The 14,842-nt window shown below is 71.2% G+C and carries 18 protein-coding genes and 1 riboswitch; of the genes, 11 read left to right on the top strand and 7 right to left on the bottom strand.

Annotated features, from left to right (window positions below; genetic code table 11):
* Nucleotides 1-21 precede the first annotated feature (21 nt).
* Together HJ588_RS04490 and HJ588_RS04485 are read left to right on the top strand one after the other, a co-directional pair.
* Nucleotides 22-2,064, top strand: a complete 2,043-nt coding sequence (locus tag HJ588_RS04490; RefSeq protein ID WP_171152416.1) for an ATP-dependent helicase — start codon at nucleotides 22-24, stop codon at nucleotides 2,062-2,064.
* A 137-nt stretch (nucleotides 2,065-2,201) separates the two neighbouring features.
* Nucleotides 2,202-2,870: a hypothetical protein gene (locus tag HJ588_RS04485; RefSeq protein WP_171152413.1), complete on the top strand. Its 669-nt coding sequence runs from the start codon at nucleotides 2,202-2,204 to the stop codon at nucleotides 2,868-2,870.
* Here the strand turns inward: HJ588_RS04485 and HJ588_RS04480 are convergent.
* Nucleotides 2,833-3,300, bottom strand: a complete 468-nt coding sequence (locus HJ588_RS04480; RefSeq protein ID WP_171152410.1) for a hypothetical protein — start codon at nucleotides 3,298-3,300, stop codon at nucleotides 2,833-2,835. The two genes, HJ588_RS04485 and HJ588_RS04480, sit on opposite strands and share 38 nt — an antisense overlap.
* 115 nt (nucleotides 3,301-3,415) lie before the next feature.
* Nucleotides 3,416-3,592: riboswitch (cobalamin riboswitch) on the top strand.
* A gap of 40 nt (nucleotides 3,593-3,632) precedes the next feature.
* Between HJ588_RS04480 and HJ588_RS04475 the strand changes: the two genes are divergently transcribed.
* From HJ588_RS04475 to HJ588_RS04460, 4 genes are read left to right on the top strand one after another with little or no spacing between them, the layout of a single operon-like run.
* Nucleotides 3,633-4,646: an ABC transporter substrate-binding protein gene (locus HJ588_RS04475; protein WP_171152407.1), complete on the top strand. Its 1,014-nt coding sequence runs from the start codon at nucleotides 3,633-3,635 to the stop codon at nucleotides 4,644-4,646.
* Entirely contained in the window at nucleotides 4,643-5,704 is a 1,062-nt protein-coding gene (locus tag HJ588_RS04470; RefSeq protein WP_343036591.1) for a FecCD family ABC transporter permease, read from the top strand. The genes HJ588_RS04475 and HJ588_RS04470 overlap by 4 nt, the downstream gene beginning before the upstream one ends.
* Nucleotides 5,701-6,468, top strand: a complete 768-nt coding sequence (locus tag HJ588_RS04465; RefSeq protein ID WP_171152404.1) for an ABC transporter ATP-binding protein — start codon at nucleotides 5,701-5,703, stop codon at nucleotides 6,466-6,468. The genes HJ588_RS04470 and HJ588_RS04465 overlap by 4 nt, the downstream gene beginning before the upstream one ends.
* Entirely contained in the window at nucleotides 6,465-7,124 is a 660-nt protein-coding gene (locus HJ588_RS04460; protein ID WP_212755284.1) for a (2Fe-2S) ferredoxin domain-containing protein, read from the top strand. The genes HJ588_RS04465 and HJ588_RS04460 overlap by 4 nt, the downstream gene beginning before the upstream one ends.
* 209 nt (nucleotides 7,125-7,333) lie before the next feature.
* Here the strand turns inward: HJ588_RS04460 and HJ588_RS04455 are convergent, their stop codons facing one another.
* The 4 genes from HJ588_RS04455 to HJ588_RS04440 all read right to left on the bottom strand — a co-directional run bounded on the left by HJ588_RS04455 (nucleotide 7,334) and on the right by HJ588_RS04440 (nucleotide 10,652).
* On the bottom strand, nucleotides 7,334-8,710 hold the full coding sequence (locus HJ588_RS04455) for an HNH endonuclease signature motif containing protein (protein ID WP_171152400.1): 1,377 nt from the start codon (nucleotides 8,708-8,710) through the stop codon (nucleotides 7,334-7,336).
* A gap of 106 nt (nucleotides 8,711-8,816) precedes the next feature.
* Nucleotides 8,817-9,314 carry a GNAT family N-acetyltransferase gene (locus HJ588_RS04450; protein ID WP_212755283.1) on the bottom strand — a complete coding sequence of 166 codons (498 nt, stop codon included), beginning with the start codon at nucleotides 9,312-9,314 and terminating at the stop codon, nucleotides 8,817-8,819.
* Complete coding sequence (locus tag HJ588_RS04445; protein ID WP_212755282.1) at nucleotides 9,311-9,793, bottom strand: putative immunity protein; 483 nt, start codon at nucleotides 9,791-9,793, stop codon at nucleotides 9,311-9,313. Before HJ588_RS04445 ends, HJ588_RS04450 begins: the two co-directional genes overlap by 4 nt.
* Before the next feature lie 37 nt (nucleotides 9,794-9,830).
* Nucleotides 9,831-10,652, bottom strand: a complete 822-nt coding sequence (locus HJ588_RS04440; RefSeq protein WP_171152394.1) for an enoyl-CoA hydratase/isomerase family protein — start codon at nucleotides 10,650-10,652, stop codon at nucleotides 9,831-9,833.
* A 179-nt stretch (nucleotides 10,653-10,831) separates the two neighbouring features.
* Here HJ588_RS04440 and HJ588_RS04435 point away from each other — a divergent pair, with 179 nt between their 5' ends.
* Together HJ588_RS04435 and HJ588_RS04430 are read left to right on the top strand one after the other, a co-directional pair.
* Nucleotides 10,832-11,653, top strand: a complete 822-nt coding sequence (locus tag HJ588_RS04435) for an SCO6745 family protein (protein ID WP_171152392.1) — start codon at nucleotides 10,832-10,834, stop codon at nucleotides 11,651-11,653.
* Between the two features lie 12 nt (nucleotides 11,654-11,665).
* A complete protein-coding gene (locus tag HJ588_RS04430; protein ID WP_212755281.1) occupies nucleotides 11,666-12,664 on the top strand; it encodes a phosphotransferase enzyme family protein in 999 nt (332 codons plus the stop codon).
* Here the strand turns inward: HJ588_RS04430 and HJ588_RS04425 are convergent.
* Both HJ588_RS04425 and HJ588_RS04420 read right to left on the bottom strand, forming a co-directional pair.
* Complete coding sequence (locus HJ588_RS04425; protein WP_171152389.1) at nucleotides 12,610-13,059, bottom strand: hypothetical protein; 450 nt, start codon at nucleotides 13,057-13,059, stop codon at nucleotides 12,610-12,612. The two genes, HJ588_RS04430 and HJ588_RS04425, sit on opposite strands and share 55 nt — an antisense overlap.
* Nucleotides 13,050-13,625 carry an RNA polymerase sigma factor gene (locus tag HJ588_RS04420; protein ID WP_343036590.1) on the bottom strand — a complete coding sequence of 192 codons (576 nt, stop codon included), beginning with the start codon at nucleotides 13,623-13,625 and terminating at the stop codon, nucleotides 13,050-13,052. The genes HJ588_RS04425 and HJ588_RS04420 overlap by 10 nt, the downstream gene beginning before the upstream one ends.
* 106 nt (nucleotides 13,626-13,731) lie before the next feature.
* Here HJ588_RS04420 and HJ588_RS04415 point away from each other — a divergent pair, with 106 nt between their 5' ends.
* From HJ588_RS04415 to HJ588_RS04405, 3 genes are read left to right on the top strand one after another with little or no spacing between them, the layout of a single operon-like run.
* Nucleotides 13,732-14,244 (top strand): Asp23/Gls24 family envelope stress response protein, encoded by a 513-nt coding sequence (locus HJ588_RS04415; protein ID WP_171152386.1) that lies wholly within the window; start codon nucleotides 13,732-13,734, stop codon nucleotides 14,242-14,244.
* Nucleotides 14,234-14,545: a hypothetical protein gene (locus tag HJ588_RS04410; RefSeq protein WP_171152383.1), complete on the top strand. Its 312-nt coding sequence runs from the start codon at nucleotides 14,234-14,236 to the stop codon at nucleotides 14,543-14,545. The genes HJ588_RS04415 and HJ588_RS04410 overlap by 11 nt, the downstream gene beginning before the upstream one ends.
* Nucleotides 14,542-14,829 carry a hypothetical protein gene (locus tag HJ588_RS04405; protein ID WP_171152381.1) on the top strand — a complete coding sequence of 96 codons (288 nt, stop codon included), beginning with the start codon at nucleotides 14,542-14,544 and terminating at the stop codon, nucleotides 14,827-14,829. Before HJ588_RS04410 ends, HJ588_RS04405 begins: the two co-directional genes overlap by 4 nt.
* The last annotated feature ends 13 nt before the right edge of the window (nucleotides 14,830-14,842 follow it).

Genomic DNA, 14,842 nt, shown 5'->3' with positions numbered 1-14,842 from the left:
CCCGCACCTACCCTCGAACGCATGTCTGAGATGGAGTGGTCGGACGGCCTCGACGACGAGCAGCGCCGGGCGGTGGAGCACGGCGCGACGCCGCTGGTCGTCGCGGCGGGCGCGGGCACCGGCAAGACCCGCACGCTGACCGCGCGGGTGGCCCGGCTTCTCGATGCCGGTGTCCCGCCGGAGCGGGTGCTGCTGCTGACCTTCACCCGCCGGGCCGCGGCCGCGATGACGACGCGGGCCGCTGCCGCGTGCGCCCGGCCGGAGGCGGCCGGGCGCCTCTGGGGCGGCACCTTCCACGCCGTCGCCCACCGGCTGGTGGCCGAGCACGCCCCGCACCTCGGCCTGGCCGACGTGACCGTGCTCGACCCGGGCGACGTCACCGACCTGCTCGACCTGATCCGGGAGGAGCACGGCCTCACCGGCACCGGGCGCCGGCTGCCGACCTCGCAGTCGATCGCCGACATCTACTCGCGGGCGGTCAACACCGGCACGCCCGCCCGCCGGCTGATGGCGGAGCAGTTTCCGTGGTGCCTGCCGCACGCCGACGCCATCACCGGGCTGCTGCGCGACTACGGCACCCGCAAGCGGGCCCGTGGGCTGCTCGACTTCGACGACCTGCTGCTCTACTGGCGTGCGCTGCTCGACGACGAGCGGGTCGGGCCCCGGCTGCGGGCGCGCTGGGACTGGGTGCTGGTCGACGAGTATCAGGACGTCAACCGGGTGCAGGTGGACATCGTGCGCGGCCTGCGGCCGGACGGTGACGGGCTGACCGTGGTCGGCGACGACGCGCAGGCCGTCTACGGCTTCCGCGGCGCGAGCCCGGAGCACCTGCTGTCGCTGCTCGACGACCTACCCAAGGCGTCGCTCGTGAGGCTGGAGCGCAACTTCCGCTCGACCCAGCCGGTGCTCGACCTGGCCAACGTCGCCCGGCCGGGTGAGTTGCGGCTGCGACTGGTCGCCGACCGGGGCGCGGCCGGTGAGCGGCCTCGCGTCATACGGTGCAGGGACGCCGACGACGAGGCGCGGCAGGTCGCCGATGCCGTGCTCGCCGCGCATCAGGAGGGCCTGGACCTGCGCGAGCAGGCCGTGCTGATGCGCACCGGCACGCACTCCCACCAACTGGAGATCGAGCTCAAGGTGCGCTCGATCCCGTTCGTGAAGTACGGCGGGATCGGATACCTCGAAACCGCCCATGTGCGCGACGTGCTCGCCGCTTTCCGGCTCGCGCTCAACCCCGCCGACGAGGTGTCGTGGTATCGCCTGCTGACCCGCCACCGAGCGATCGGCAAGGCCGGAGCGCGCACGCTGGCCGGCATCCTATCCGGCACCGACGAGGGCAGGTATGACGAGGCATTGCGCACCGCCTCGGACAAGGCCCGCCCCGGGCTGGCCGCGACCCTGGACCAGTTGCGCACGGCTCAGTCCGCCGACGCGACGGCAGCCGTGGTCGAGGCGTGTCACGCCGCGGTGCTGCCGTTGCTGCGGGTGCACTACGCCGACTGGTCACGCCGGTCGGCCGACATCGAGCGCCTCGTGGAGTCCGCGGCCGGCGGGAGTGATCTGCGCGCCTTCATCGCCGACGCCACGATCGACCCGGCCAACGTCGCCGGCGACTGGGCCAAGCAGCCCTACCTCGACGAGGACTACCTGACCCTGTCGACCATTCATTCGGCCAAGGGGCTGGAGTGGTCGGCGGTGCACCTGATCCGGGCGTCCGACGGGGCCATCCCGTCCGACATGGCGCTGACCTCCGACGCGGGCCTCGCCGAGGAGGAGCGACTGTTCTATGTCGCGGTGACCCGCGCCCGCGACACCCTGCACGTCTACTCGCCGGGCCGGCTGCCCACCCACCCGACGAGCTTCCACGCCCGGCACGTGCTCGCCAAGCCCAGCCGCTTCCTGACCCCGGAGGTGCTGGCCGTCGCCGACCGGGTCGACGTGACGCGCCCTGCGGCGCCGGTCGACATCGACACTGACATCGGCATCGACAGTGACATTGACTGTGCCGCCAGCAGATCCGCCACCCCCGTCACGGTGCCGTCGATGGACGAGCTGTTCGGCTGACCACCCGATCCTGCACAAGGGAGTTAGCTCCACCTCGTGGCTGCCGGAAGCCACGGCCTGAGCCCACTGTGCCGGCCACAGCTGACTCATAGCCTCAATCACGGTGCAAAACCTCACGATTGAGTGGAGTCACAGTCATGGCAACCCACCGGAACGTCGGCATCTTCGGCCTGATCGCGAGCGCGCTGATCGTGCTCCAGGTCCCCCTCTATTTCCTGTATGACGGCGCCCCGCCCGACGCCAACATCCTCACGCGGAGCCTGATCGGCATCGTCGGGTGCACGTTCTACATCGTCTTCTTCACCGGGCTGCGCAGCTGGATCGGACGCCACGCGCCGGCTCTCGACTGGCCGGCCAATGTCATGCAGCTGACTGGGCTCGCTTGGGCGGTGGTGGTTTTCGTGCCGCAGTCCATGGAGGTCGGCGCCGCCATCGCCACCCGGCAGGACATCGACACCACCACGGAGGGCCCCTATGCGCCGGCGCAGTATCTCCTGCAGGGCGGCGTCTCCCGGCTGCTGATGGCGGCCTTCCTGATCGCGTTCGCCGTCATACTCTCCCGGTCGCAGCTGCTGCCGCGATGGGTCGGCCGGTCGGCGATCGTGCTGGCGGCGGTCAACCTGGCGTTCCTGCCCGCGGTCTACTTCGGCGACAACGCCGCCGACTTCTACAGCGCGCAGGGCTGGGGCACCACCGCGACGATGGGGCTGGTGTGGAGCCTGTGGACGCTGGCGGTGAGCGTCGCGATGGTGCGGCAGCGGGCCGTGGTCAGGCCAGGAAGTCGATCCGTGCTTGCCGGTCGTTGATGGTGAACGTGTCGCCGGCGCGCTTGCCGTCGATCTCGGCATACACCGGAGAGTCCTGCGAAATGCCTTCGTAGCTCAGGCCGTTGGCGTCGAACGCGTCGGTGACGACACCGACGACGTAACGGTCGCCGCCGAACCCGACGATCGCGCCGGGCCGCACGACGTCGGTCACCGAGAAGTCCAGGCTCTCCGCGGTCGCGACGTCCGAGCGCTCGGTGTCGGCCACCTGCTCGAAGATGGCGTTCTTGTCACCGGCCTCGTCCAGTTGTGCGGTGTCGTCGACCGAGTGCGAGTCGTCCGGGTCGACCTGGGCGGTGCGCTGCTCGGTGGACACCGCGGTCTGCGAGGCGTCGAGCTCACCCTTTAGGTGCCGCACGAGCGCGTCCTTGACCTGCTGCTTGGCCGCCTCGTCCATCGTCGCGTCGGACATGTCGACTCCTTCTGTCTCGCTGTCTCGCTGTCTCGTCGGTGCGGTGCCCAGTCTGCCGCAGTCGCATCGGTGCGGGGACGCCGATCGGGCCTCGGTTACGATCGGCGCCGTGGGGCACTCCCCACTCGACACTGGTCGCATCACCGATGCAAGGGAATCCGGTCCGAATCCGGAGCTGACGCGCAGCGGTAGGGGTGACGAGCGTGGCACGACGCCACTGGGTTCCGACCCGGGAAGGCGCCACGCTCGGACGAACCCGAGCCCGAAGACCTGCCGGTGCCGGACACACCTGTGGGCCTCGCGTTCGGCCCCTGATGAAAGCGATTTGCGCCATGCGCCCACGTCGGATCGGCCTCCCCGCGGCTGCCGCCGCCACGTCCCTCCTGCTCGGCGCGTGCGCCGATGCCCCGTCCGGCGGCGGGCCCGGCGCGGGCTCTGCGGCGACCGGTTCCGCGTCGACGGCGTTCTCGCCGGTGACCCTGACCAACTGCGGCGTGCGGGTCACGGTCGAGGCTCCTCCGCGTCGGCTCGTCACGCTCAATCAGGGCGCGACCGAGGTCGCGCTCGCGCTCGGCCTGCAGGACCGGATGGCGGGCACCGCCTACCTCGACGACGAGGTGTCCGCGAAGTACGCCGCGGCATACCGGTCGGTGCCGGTGCTGGCGAAGGAGTATCCGACCAAGGAGCAGTTCGTCGCGGCCAAGCCGGACTTCGCGTATGCCGCCTACGCAAGCGCGTTCGACGCCAAGGCAATCGGCACGCGGGCGGAGCTGGCTGGCAAGCGGATCGGCAGCTACCTGAGCCCGTTCGGTTGCCCCAAGGGGACGCCGGCAGCGGCGCCGACCTTCGACAGTGCCTGGCGCGAAATCACCGACGTGGGAAGCGTTTTCGGCATACGTGACAAAGCAGAGGGTGTTGTCGACGCGCAACGGTCCGAGCTCGCCACGGTCCGCTCGACGGCTGCGGGCAAGGGCACGACGGTGCTCTGGTATGACTCCGGTGAGAAGACGCCGTTCGTCGGTGCCGGCAAGGGCGGGCCGCAACTGGTGATGGACGCGGTGGGTGCGCGCAACGTCTTTGCGGGGCTGCCGGGCGGCTGGGCGGACGGGTCCTGGGAGAAGGTCGTCGCCGCCGACCCGGACGTGATCGTGCTCGCCGACGCATCGTGGAGCACCGCGGACGCGAAGAAGAAGTATCTGCGCGCCGACCCGGTGCTGCGCAAGCTGACGGCGGTCAAGCGCAACCGTTTCGTGGTGCTGCCGTTCAGCGAGACCACGCCCGGGGTGCGGCTCGTCGACGGCGCGAAGGCCGTCTCCGACCAGCTCACCGCACTGCCGGCGACGTGACGACGGCGGGATGCCGGGCGCCGTCGACCGCGCTCCGGCTGCTGGTCCTGACCGTCGGCGTGGCGGCGGTGCTGGCAAGCGCGGTGATCGCGTTGGGCACCGGGCCGGTGCACGTCCCCGCCGGCCAGGTGCTCGAGGTGGTTGCCCGGCGGATGCAGCTGATCGGCGGCGCGGGTGTGACCCCGATGGACGACGAGATCGTCTGGCAGCTGCGGCTGCCGCGGATCGTCGCGGCGATGGCGGTGGGTGCGGCGCTGGCGCAGTGCGGTTGCGTGCTGCAGTCGCTGACCCGCAACGACCTGGCCGACCCCTATCTCTTCGGGGTCTCCAGCGGCGCCGCGGTGGGAGCGGTGTCGGCGTTGATCCTCGGCTGGACGCTGCCGGGCATCCCGTCCCGCTATGGCGTGGCCGGCACGGCTTTTGTCGGGGCGCTCGTCGCACTCGTGCTGGTGCTGGCCCTCGCCACCGGCAGGTCGGGACAACTGCCACCCGGGCGGACGATCCTGGCTGGCGTCGCGGTCGGCCAATTGTGCAGTGCCGCAACGTCTTTCATCGTCATCGTGCTCGGCCCGCGGGATGGCGCACGGGCGGTGCTCGACTGGACGCTGGGGTCGTTCGCCGGGGTGCGCGGCGGTGACGCCGTCTTTCTGGTGGCGTTGCTCGTGGCGGCGATGATCGGTCTCGGGCTGTGCGCTCCGGCACTCGACGCCTTCGCCTTCGGGGAGGTGTCGGCGCGCTCGCTCGGGGTCAACGTCACAACGATCCGCTGGATCCTGCTGACCGGCACGGCACTCATGACGGCCGCCACGGTGGCGGTCGTCGGGCCGATCGGGTTCGTCGGCCTCGTCGTGCCGCATGTGGTGCGGCTGGTCACCGGGCCAGGACATCGCATCCTGTTGCCCGCCTCGGCGATCTGCGGTGCGTTGCTGATGCTCTGGTCGGACACTGCGGCGCGCACTCTCGGCGGCGGTAGCGAGATCCCGATCGGCGTGGTGACGGCCGCGGTCGGCACCCCGGTGCTCATCGTGCTGTTGCGCCGTCAGGCTCGGCGCGCATGAGGGTCGAGATCGACCGGATCGGTTGGGACGCAGGAGATTCCGCGATCGTCGATGACGTCACGGCGACGCTCGAGGCGGGGTCGTTCACCGCCGTCGTCGGCCCGAACGGATCCGGCAAGACCACCCTGCTGCACCTCGTCGCCGGCCTGCGACGACCTGCTCGCGGCGAGGTCCGGTATGACGGAAAACCCTTGCGCGACCTACCTGCTCGGGAGCGGGCGCGGTCGACCGCCCTGCTGGAACAACAGCCCGACACCTCACTCGAGCTCAGCGTGCGCGACGTCGTCGCCCTGGGACGCATCCCGCACGTGGGCCGCTGGCCGGGAGCCCTGGACGAGGGAGCGCAGCTTGTGCCGGCCGCGATGCGGGAAGCCGATGTCGTGCACCTGGCGCACCGCACGTGGTCGACCCTGTCGGGCGGGGAGCGTCAGCGCACGCAGCTTGCGCGGGCGTTGGCGCAGCAGCCGCGGCTGCTGTTGCTGGACGAGCCGACCAACCACCTGGACCTGCAGCACCAGTTGTCACTCCTGGAAACTGTTGCGCGACAGGGGATTACGACAATGGCGGTGCTGCACGATCTCGACCTGGCGGCGGCATTCTGCCCACGGATCATCGTGATGTCGCAGGGCCGGGTGGCCGCGTCGGGCGACACCGAAGCAGTGCTGACGGCCGGCCTGGTCGACACGGTCTTCGGGGTGTGCGCGACGGTCGAGCGCACCGACCGGCTGCGAATCTCCTGGTCGCGCCAGGGTGCGGGCCGATGACGGATCAGCGGCTGGTGCTGGTCAGCCTGACCGGGCTCGACGACGACCACCTGGCCGAATTGTTCGCCACCGCAGATGATCTCGGGGCGACCGTCGCCTGCTTGCAAGGTGGCGGCCCGAGCCTCGTGGGCGTGCTGGACGCGATCGCCGCCGAGGCGGTGGGCACGTCGGTGCGCCTCGTCGCGGCGGCGCGCACGACCTCCCACACCGGCCGATCCTGGCTCGGCCGGGTTGCCGGCCACTGGGTGCGCACCCGCGGTGTGCTGCAAGTCGAGGTGGCGGGCGGCCTGTCCCGTGGTTTCGGGGTGGCCGCGGTGCGAGCGGCGTGCGCAACGGAAGCACGCGCGGTCACCGGAGCCGAGGCGCCGCTGGAGAGCCCGGCGTGGGAGGAAGCTCCGCCATACCGTCGTCACGTGCTGGTGTGCCGTGGCCCGCGCTGCAATGCCAAGGGTGCGGAGGAGACCTCGGCCGCGCTGACCGACGAGCTGACTCGCCGTGGGGTGCTCGACCGCGAGGTGCTGGTGGCGCTCACCGGCTGCCTCTATCCGTGCAACGGGGCGCCGGTAGTGGTGAGCCATCCGGACAATCGTTGGTATCGGCACGTCGGCGCGGATGACGTGCGGCGCATCGTCGAAGAGGACCTGCTCGGCGATTGACCCGCGCTTACCCGTCATGCGAGCCGTCATCTTGAGCCGTCATCTCCTGCGGCGCGAGCTCGTGCGGGCGGGCCGCGCACAACCAGCGGATGAACAACCGGATCGGTCCGCTCTGAGTTCTTTCCGACGGGTCGCTGCTGACACGGTCTCTGCTGACGGGCGCCTGCCGCCGAACAAAGTCGCGCAATCGATCGACCGACGCAGTTCAGCTATGCCGCCGCGTGGGTGTGGCTGGGCATGCGGCCGGGGGTGAGGTCCCAGGTGACGCCGTCGGGGCGAACCTGTGCCATGAACCCGTGGCGGTGGACTTCCTGGTGGTGCCGGCAGCACAGCATGGCCGAATTGGTCAGGCTGGTTTCCCCGCCGGCCCACCACGGGATCACGTGATGGACTTCGCAGAAACCCGGTGGCCGATCGCACCCGGGGAAGGTGCACCCGCCATCGCGTATGACGACAGCCGCGCGTAAACCCTTGGTGACCAGGCGTTCTCGCCGGCCCACATCCAACGGCTGACTCGGCCCACCCAACACTGCCGGGATCAGCTCCGCGTCACACGCTGCCCGCCGGGCCGCTCCGGCGTCGAGCACGTCACCGGTGGGTGTGGTTGCCCCACCAATCCCCTGGGTAAGGGCGCTCAGGTCCATGGTCAGCAGGATTGTCGCCGCCGACCCGACGGGCGCGACCTCACCGGCAGCAACTTTCGCGCCCGCAGCGATCAGCTCCATCAACGCATCCGCCCGGCGCTTGCCCGGAGTCCGCTCGTCCCGCACGGACTCGCCAGTGCCAGTGCCGGCAGCGGCCGCCGCGGCGGGGTCTGCGGTCAGGGAAGCGGGCCGTGGTGCGGACCCGGCGGTGATCGCCGCCTTCAACACCGCAGCATTCGCCGGCGCCAACTCCGCGACCAACCGGGTCATCCCAGTAGCGGTCGTACCCCAGGTCAGGGTTTCGACCTGTTCGAGTTTCGCGTCCTGTGCTGAGAGTGCTTCGGTGGCGTAGGTCGCCAGGATCTTCCGGGTCAATGCCTGCACACCCTTGGCGCCGAGTGCCGGGTCGAGTTGCAGGAACCACGCCAGCACTTCATCCCGGTCCGCCGAAGGGATGACCGGCGCGACCTTGTCCGCATTCGTCAACGCCGCTCGCGCGGTCGACACCGTGCACGACCCACGTGCGACCGCTGCCGCGATGACCGCGTTCTTCCGCTCCCGGCACGCCTCCGCCACCACCGCGATCGACTTCGCCTCCACCGGTTCGATCGGCACCCCGGACGCTTCGGCGTGACGGCATACCCACTGGGTGGTGTTCGCCGCCGTCGAACCCGCAACCGTCCCACGGTCAACCGCTTCCACAGTGGCGACGGTCGCAAGCTGCGCGAACCGGCCCGACAGTCCCAGCAGGGTTTCGGTCAGTGCCTCCAACTGCTCCTCCCCGAGCTGATGCACCACCTCCGGCACCTCATCCAGCAACGCCGCAAGCTCCCGCACTCGCTCCAACACGACCGGCCCGCGCCCCGGCTCAACCGGCACCCGCGATGCCTCACCCGGCACGCCCGGACACTCGGGCAGCGGCACAGCAGAATCGAGAGACATGGCCCGAATCTCCCTCCGCCGCAGTGGGTTTCGTCGTGCCACCAGAATACCGTCGATCGGCATAATTGTACATATGTTCGACACAAGTTTCCGGCGCACCGCTGCGTCATCCGCCGCCGAACACCATGAGGTGGGTCGGCCGCCCGTGGTCGACACCCTGCTGGCCCGTCATCACGAACCCGGCTGCCTGCCAGGCCCGCACCGCACGCTCGTTGCCGACCGCCGGGTCGACGGTGAGCGGCCGCCAGCCCAGCGCGTCGAGTGCGACCGCGAGGGCTCGAGCCACGCGCGGTCCGATGCCCCGGCCCTGCGCGGGTGCAGCGATGAAAAGGTCCAGACCACAGGCAGATTCGTCCTGCCACGCCTGCAGATAGCCGACCGGCTCGGCCCCCTCGACCACCAGGTATGACGCAACCCGCGGCGCCCTGCGGCCGGTGTACTTGGCGAGCACCTCGGCGACCGAGAGCGGCGTCCCGCCCCAGCCCTCGTGCACCTCCGGCGCCTGCGTCCAGCCGCTGATCAACTCTGCGTCGGCGTCGGTCGCGGGCCGTAGCGAGAGGGTGTCGTCGACCCGCAGCGCCTCGGGATAGCGACGCACGGTCACCCGAACACCGACCAGCAGATCTCGTTGCGCCTCCGCTGGTCCTCGAGCACGAGGTCCCGCACCGCGTCGGGCAATTGCTCGCGCTGCCAATGACCTTCGGCAGCCCCGGCGGCTGCCTCCATCCCCTTGGGCGCCGCCGCGCGCACCGCCTTGATCGCGTATGCCGCAGCGCCCAGGTCGTGCTCGGCGACGTGCGCGACGACGCCGGCCTGACCCGCGGCATACGCCGCAAACCGGGGCGCGCCCCGCAGGGGACGGGCGGCGCCCATCGCGTGGCCGCCGGCCGCGCGCGACGTCATCATGCCGACCTCCCCTCGCGACCACGCGCGGATCTGCTCGATCGCCTCGCGCGGTCGCGGGTCGTCCGGCCGCTTGGACTCGAAGAGCGGCAGCACGCGTTCGGCGCAGTCGGCCGCCCACAGTGCGAGCAGTCGATGATGCTCGTCGGTGAGCGTGCCGCCGCGACGGATCGTGATCATGCGCGGATCACGCACCTTCGGGAGGATCACCGGTCGCTCACCGCCACCGAAACTCCGGCGCCCGCCGCTCGGCGAAGGCGGCGATGCCCTCCTGCGGGTCACCAGACCGCACCATCACGTCCTGCCAGTGCGTCGCAGTGGCGACCGCGCCGAGCGGCCCGTCGACGCCATACGCCGTCGCCGCGTCGACGATCGCCTTCGCTGCACGAATGCTCAGCTGCGAGCGTGCCGTGATAGTCTCGAGCAGCGACGCGACGACGTTGTCGAGCGCGTCCGACTCGGCGAGTTCGTTGACCAGCCCGATGCGCCGCGCCTCGTCGGCGAGCATCAGGTCGCCGGTGAACAGCAGCTGCTTGGCGTATGCCGGGCCGACCGCCGCCACGAGACGCGCCGTCGTGCGTGGCGGGTAGAAGACCCCGATCTTGGCCGGGGTGACGCCGAATCTGGCGGTATTGCTCGCGATTCGCAGATCGCACGCCAATGCCAGCTCGACGCCGCCGCCGACGCACGCGCCGCGGATTGCGGCCACCGTCGGCTTGGCGAAGGCGGCCAGCGCTTCCTCGGCGCGCTCGGGCGGGGACAACGCCATACCGGAATCGTCTGGGGTCACAGGAGATTCGATGCCGAGGGTGCCGACGAGCGACGTGATGTCGGCGCCGGCGCAGAAGTGCTCCCCGGCGCCGGTCAGCACCACAGCGAGCACGGACGCGTCCTGCTCGAGCTCGGCGAGCAGCGGCGGCAGCGAGTCCCACATGCGAGTGGTCATCGCGTTGCGCTTCGCGGGATTGTGCAGCGTGATCGTCGCCACCGATCCCTGCACGGCCGTCTCCACCCGACCGTCGGCAGCCTCGTTCGTCATCGCGTCAGACCTCTCCGTCACCGCTTCATCGCCCACCTCACCCGCATCGACCCGCCGAGACTACGCGGGGACGCGCAGCGGAAGCCGGGCCGCCGCTGTCGATTTCGGCGCGAGCCGTTCGTAGCAACAATGAGACGTCGCCACCGGGGCGCCGGCCGAGCCTTCAGGAGCTGACACCGATGCAGCACTCACCAGCCACGATCCACCGCCTCTTCGAACTCGTCGAGCCGATCGGCACCATCACCTTCTCCGACGTGCCGAACGAGGCGTTCCTCGCGGCCGGCATGCGCAACTACTGGGACGGTTACTTCGCCGGCCGCGCGGCGCCGCTCGGCCTCGTGCCGGCCGAGGTGGTGCACGCGGTGTTCTACAACTTCGCCGACGGCGAGGTGGCGCGGCACATCCCGTGGGTGTGGAGCAAGGTCACACCCGACGAGGCACTCGCGATCCGCGAGCGTGGCAGCGCCGACGCGCTGCGGCGGCGACTCGGCTCGCGGGTGGACTCTCCCGCGCTGCCGCGGGTGGCCGAGCTCGCCACCAAGGCGGCGACGAGTGCGCCGACCGAGGGGCGGCTGCTGTATGCCGCGCTCCGCGCACTCCCGTTGCCGCAGGACCCGGTGGCCCGGCTCTGGCACGCGGCGACGCTGCTGCGCGAGCACCGCGGCGACGGCCATAACGCCACACTGGTCACGCACGGCATCTCCGGCGGCGAGGCGCACGTGCTGCTCGCGATCGATCTCGGGATGCAGGCGCACGAGTTCGGACGACTGCACCACCTGCCGCGCGCCCACGTCTCGGCACTCGTCGCCGGCCTCCAAGAGCGTGGAATCGTCGACGCCGCAGGCGGATTCACCCCGCAGGGGCGCGACCTCAAGGACCGCATCGAGCAGCTCACCGACGAGCTTGCCGGCCCGGCATACGCGGTGTTGAGCGCGGGCGAGATCGACGAACTGATCGCCGGACTCGACCTCCTCCTCCACGGAAATCCGCTGGAGTCGTGATGGATTGGCCTGGTGAGTGCGCCGCCGGTCCAGCTGCTGTGGGAGTCGGGTGACCCGGACGTCGTCCTCCGGACGAGGTTCGGCTTCGACGACGCCGGCTCCGCCGCCCGGTGGGTCAGCGCGACCCTGGCCGACGATTACGGCGTCGTCGTCGACCGCTGCGAACGCATCGTGCTGAGCAGCCACAACGCACTCGCCTGGCTGACGACGCCGGACGGCCCGATGCTCGCGAGGTGGTCGGTCGCGGCCGGCACCTTCCCACGGCTCGCCGCGCTGGCCGCCCTGACGGCCCGGCTCGGCGCAGGCGGCCTGCCGGTCTCGATGCCGGTGCCGGCGCGCGACGGCCGGCTGCAGGTCGAAATCGACGGTGCCTCAATGGGATTGCAGCGCAAGGTCACCGGCGAGCTATTGGACATTGAGGACGCGGCCCAGGTGCGCGCGGCCGGGGTGACGCTGGCGCTGCTGCATGAGGAGCTCTCGTCATACGGGCCGATGGCGGGGGTCGTGGCGCCGCGCCAGAGCCTGCGCGAGCAGGTCACCGGCTGGCTCGAGGTCGCACCGCGCCACCTGCCCGCCGGGGCCCTCGACCGACTCCGGTCACTCGTCGCCGCCGCACGCCCCGACCTGCCGCCGAAGCAGCTCGTGCACGGCGACTACCGCTCCGCCAACATCCTGTATGCCGCAGGCCGCGTCACCGCGGTCCTCGATTTCGAGGAGGCCCGCCTCGACCACTGCATCGGCGAACTCGCACGATCCGCAGTGCTTCTCGGCACCCGCTTCCATGACTGGGGCCCGGTCTCCCCGGCCGTCCGGCAGGCCCTGCGTGACGGTTATGAGTCGCACCGCCGGCTGACCACGGCCGAGGCGAGCTGGTGGGAGCCGCTCGTGCTGTGGCATGCATTGCTCTTCGTGCCGGACGGCGACGACCCGACCGGCTGGGGCGACGCGGCGCTGCGTCAGCTCTCCCCGAGCACGTCGGCGACCGACACGTCGATCGGGAAGTCGTCGTAGCCGAGCAGGTCGGCGAGGATCGCCCGCGCCCGCTCGCGACGCGTCTCCGCCGCCCGCCGCAGGTCGTGCCCGTAAACGCCGACGAGCCGCAGACCGAGTGCGGTCAGCCGGCCACCGTCGACGGTGAAGGTCAGGCGGTCCAGCGCCGAGCTGTCGTCGGCGGGCAGCCCCTCACGCAGCAGACGGCGCAGCACGCGCGTCGACACGGACGTGGTCGAGCCGTCGGCGTCGTGGTCGCCGGCGCCGTCGGTGGTGACCAACTCGGCGGGCGTCACCGCCGACCGCACCCTGCGCAGCACGTGCGCCCGCTGGTCACCGGCCCACACCGGCTCCTCGCTCCGCTTCATCGCCGCGGTGGCCCGGGCCAGCGGATCGTCGGCATCGTTCATCGCCACGAATTCATCCTTTCGGCGAGGGCCCGGCGGCCCCGGTAGAGCTGCCCGCGGACACTGTCCTCGGGGATCGCGAGCGCGTCGGCGATCTCCCGGTAGCTCAGCCCGTCGATCTCCCGCAGCAGCCAGATCGCGCGCTGTCGCCACGGCAGCTCGGCGAGCGCCTGCCGCAGCGCGGTCACGAGCTCGCGGTCCAGCGCGTCCTGCTGCGGGCTGCGGGTGGTCGCGGGCAGCAGGGTCGTGAGCACCTCGTCGTCGACCGGCACCGGCGTGCGCCGCCGCTGCAGGTCGGCGGCCCGGCGGGCGGTGAGACTGAACAGCCAGGTGCGCAGGCTCGACCTCCCGGCGTATGACGGCAGGTCCTTCCAGGCCGACACGAACGCGTCCTGCACCACGTCCTGCGCGTTGGCGTCGTGCAACAGCAACCGGCGCGCGAAGCGATACATGGCCGGCCCGTGCCGGTCCACGATCTGCTCGAACGCGACCTCGTCGCCGAGCCGGGCCGCGCGGGCCAGCTCGACATCCGGCATGGCATCCGGTCGCTCGGGCGCGCTGGTGTCGTGTGGCACGGTGCCATCCTGACCGATCCTGAAATATGACGTAGATCACCGTGAGGATTTGCCGACCCGCAACGACCAACCACTATCCGATTCAGCGCCGATGAAAGGACTGCCCATGACTCAGACCCCGAACCCGACCGGTACCCACCGCGCGCAGGACGAGGACAGCTCCTCGACCGCAACGCGCCGCGACCGGGACGGCAACGGCAAGGTCGAGCAGCGCGCCGACGGCCCGCTGGTCACCTCCAAGGGCCGCACCTCGATCGCCGACACGGTGGTCTCCAAGATCGCCGGCGTCGCCACCCGTGAGGTCTCCGGTGTGCACTCGCTCGGCGGCGGTGCCGCGCGTGCGGTCGGCGCGATCCGCGAGCGCATCCCGGGCTCGCGCACCAACCACTCCCAGGGCGTCAGCGTGGAGGTCGGCGAGCGCCAGGCCGCCGTCGACATCGACCTGGTCGCCGACTACGGCGTCGCCATCGCCGACCTGGCCGCCGGTGTGCGCCGCAACGTGATCGACGCGGTCGAGAGCATGACCGGCCTGCAGGTGACCGAGGTCAACATCACCGTGCACGACGTGTTCCTGGACGACGGCGACGACAGCGACAACGGGCAGTCCCGTGTCGAATGAGTCCTCACCGGACACCACGCGTGACCTCTCGGAGCTGATCGCCGCGCGCGTCGAGGACGTGCGCGGCGTCCAGGGCCTGCACGGTGGCGCGTTCGGCCAGGTGGGCACCTACCTGCCCGGGCGGCGCGTCACCGGCATACGCCGCAGCGAGCACGGGTGGGACATCCACGTGGTGCTCGCGGCCGGTGCGCCGATCGCGGCGACCGCCGACGCCGTGCGGGATGCCGCGCGCGCGGCCGGTGCGCAAGGCCCGGTCGACGTCGCGGTCGAGGACATCGCCGACCACGCCGACTCGGCATGACCGAAGACGTCTGGTCTGCCGAGCGGCGCCGCGTGGCGCGGCGGCTGCATCCGGACCTGGGCGGCGACCCGGACGACTACATCGCCGCCATGCAGGCGCTCGAGCAGCGGCGCGCCGCCGCCATGGGTGTGCTGCACGGCGCCGAGGGTATGACGGTGGTGCACACCACCGCCGGCAGCCGCGCGGTGCGGGCCGTCACCGGCCGCGCCCGCTCGGTGACCACCGCCGTACGCCGGCACCTCCCCCGCGGCTGGCCGGGCGCCCGCCGCTACGGCCAGCTCTGACCGGGCACACCAC

It is taken from the genome of Flexivirga aerilata, assembly GCF_013002715.1.
Classification (GTDB): domain Bacteria; phylum Actinomycetota; class Actinomycetes; order Actinomycetales; family Dermatophilaceae; genus Flexivirga; species Flexivirga aerilata.
Note: the sequence above shows the minus strand (reverse complement) of the source record. Positions and strands in the feature narration are given on the sequence as shown.

Coding starts and splice junctions, on each gene's coding strand:
- HJ588_RS04490 (WP_171152416.1), top strand. CDS start 22: ATGTCTGAGATGGAGTGGTCGGACGGCCTCGACGACGAGCAGCGCCGG.
- HJ588_RS04485 (WP_171152413.1), top strand. CDS start 2,202: ATGGCAACCCACCGGAACGTCGGCATCTTCGGCCTGATCGCGAGCGCG.
- HJ588_RS04480 (WP_171152410.1), bottom strand. CDS start 3,300: ATGTCCGACGCGACGATGGACGAGGCGGCCAAGCAGCAGGTCAAGGAC.
- HJ588_RS04475 (WP_171152407.1), top strand. CDS start 3,633: ATGCGCCCACGTCGGATCGGCCTCCCCGCGGCTGCCGCCGCCACGTCC.
- HJ588_RS04465 (WP_171152404.1), top strand. CDS start 5,701: ATGAGGGTCGAGATCGACCGGATCGGTTGGGACGCAGGAGATTCCGCG.
- HJ588_RS04460 (WP_212755284.1), top strand. CDS start 6,465: ATGACGGATCAGCGGCTGGTGCTGGTCAGCCTGACCGGGCTCGACGAC.
- HJ588_RS04455 (WP_171152400.1), bottom strand. CDS start 8,710: ATGTCTCTCGATTCTGCTGTGCCGCTGCCCGAGTGTCCGGGCGTGCCG.
- HJ588_RS04445 (WP_212755282.1), bottom strand. CDS start 9,793: ATGATCACGATCCGTCGCGGCGGCACGCTCACCGACGAGCATCATCGA.
- HJ588_RS04440 (WP_171152394.1), bottom strand. CDS start 10,652: ATGACGAACGAGGCTGCCGACGGTCGGGTGGAGACGGCCGTGCAGGGA.
- HJ588_RS04435 (WP_171152392.1), top strand. CDS start 10,832: ATGCAGCACTCACCAGCCACGATCCACCGCCTCTTCGAACTCGTCGAG.
- HJ588_RS04415 (WP_171152386.1), top strand. CDS start 13,732: ATGACTCAGACCCCGAACCCGACCGGTACCCACCGCGCGCAGGACGAG.
- HJ588_RS04405 (WP_171152381.1), top strand. CDS start 14,542: ATGACCGAAGACGTCTGGTCTGCCGAGCGGCGCCGCGTGGCGCGGCGG.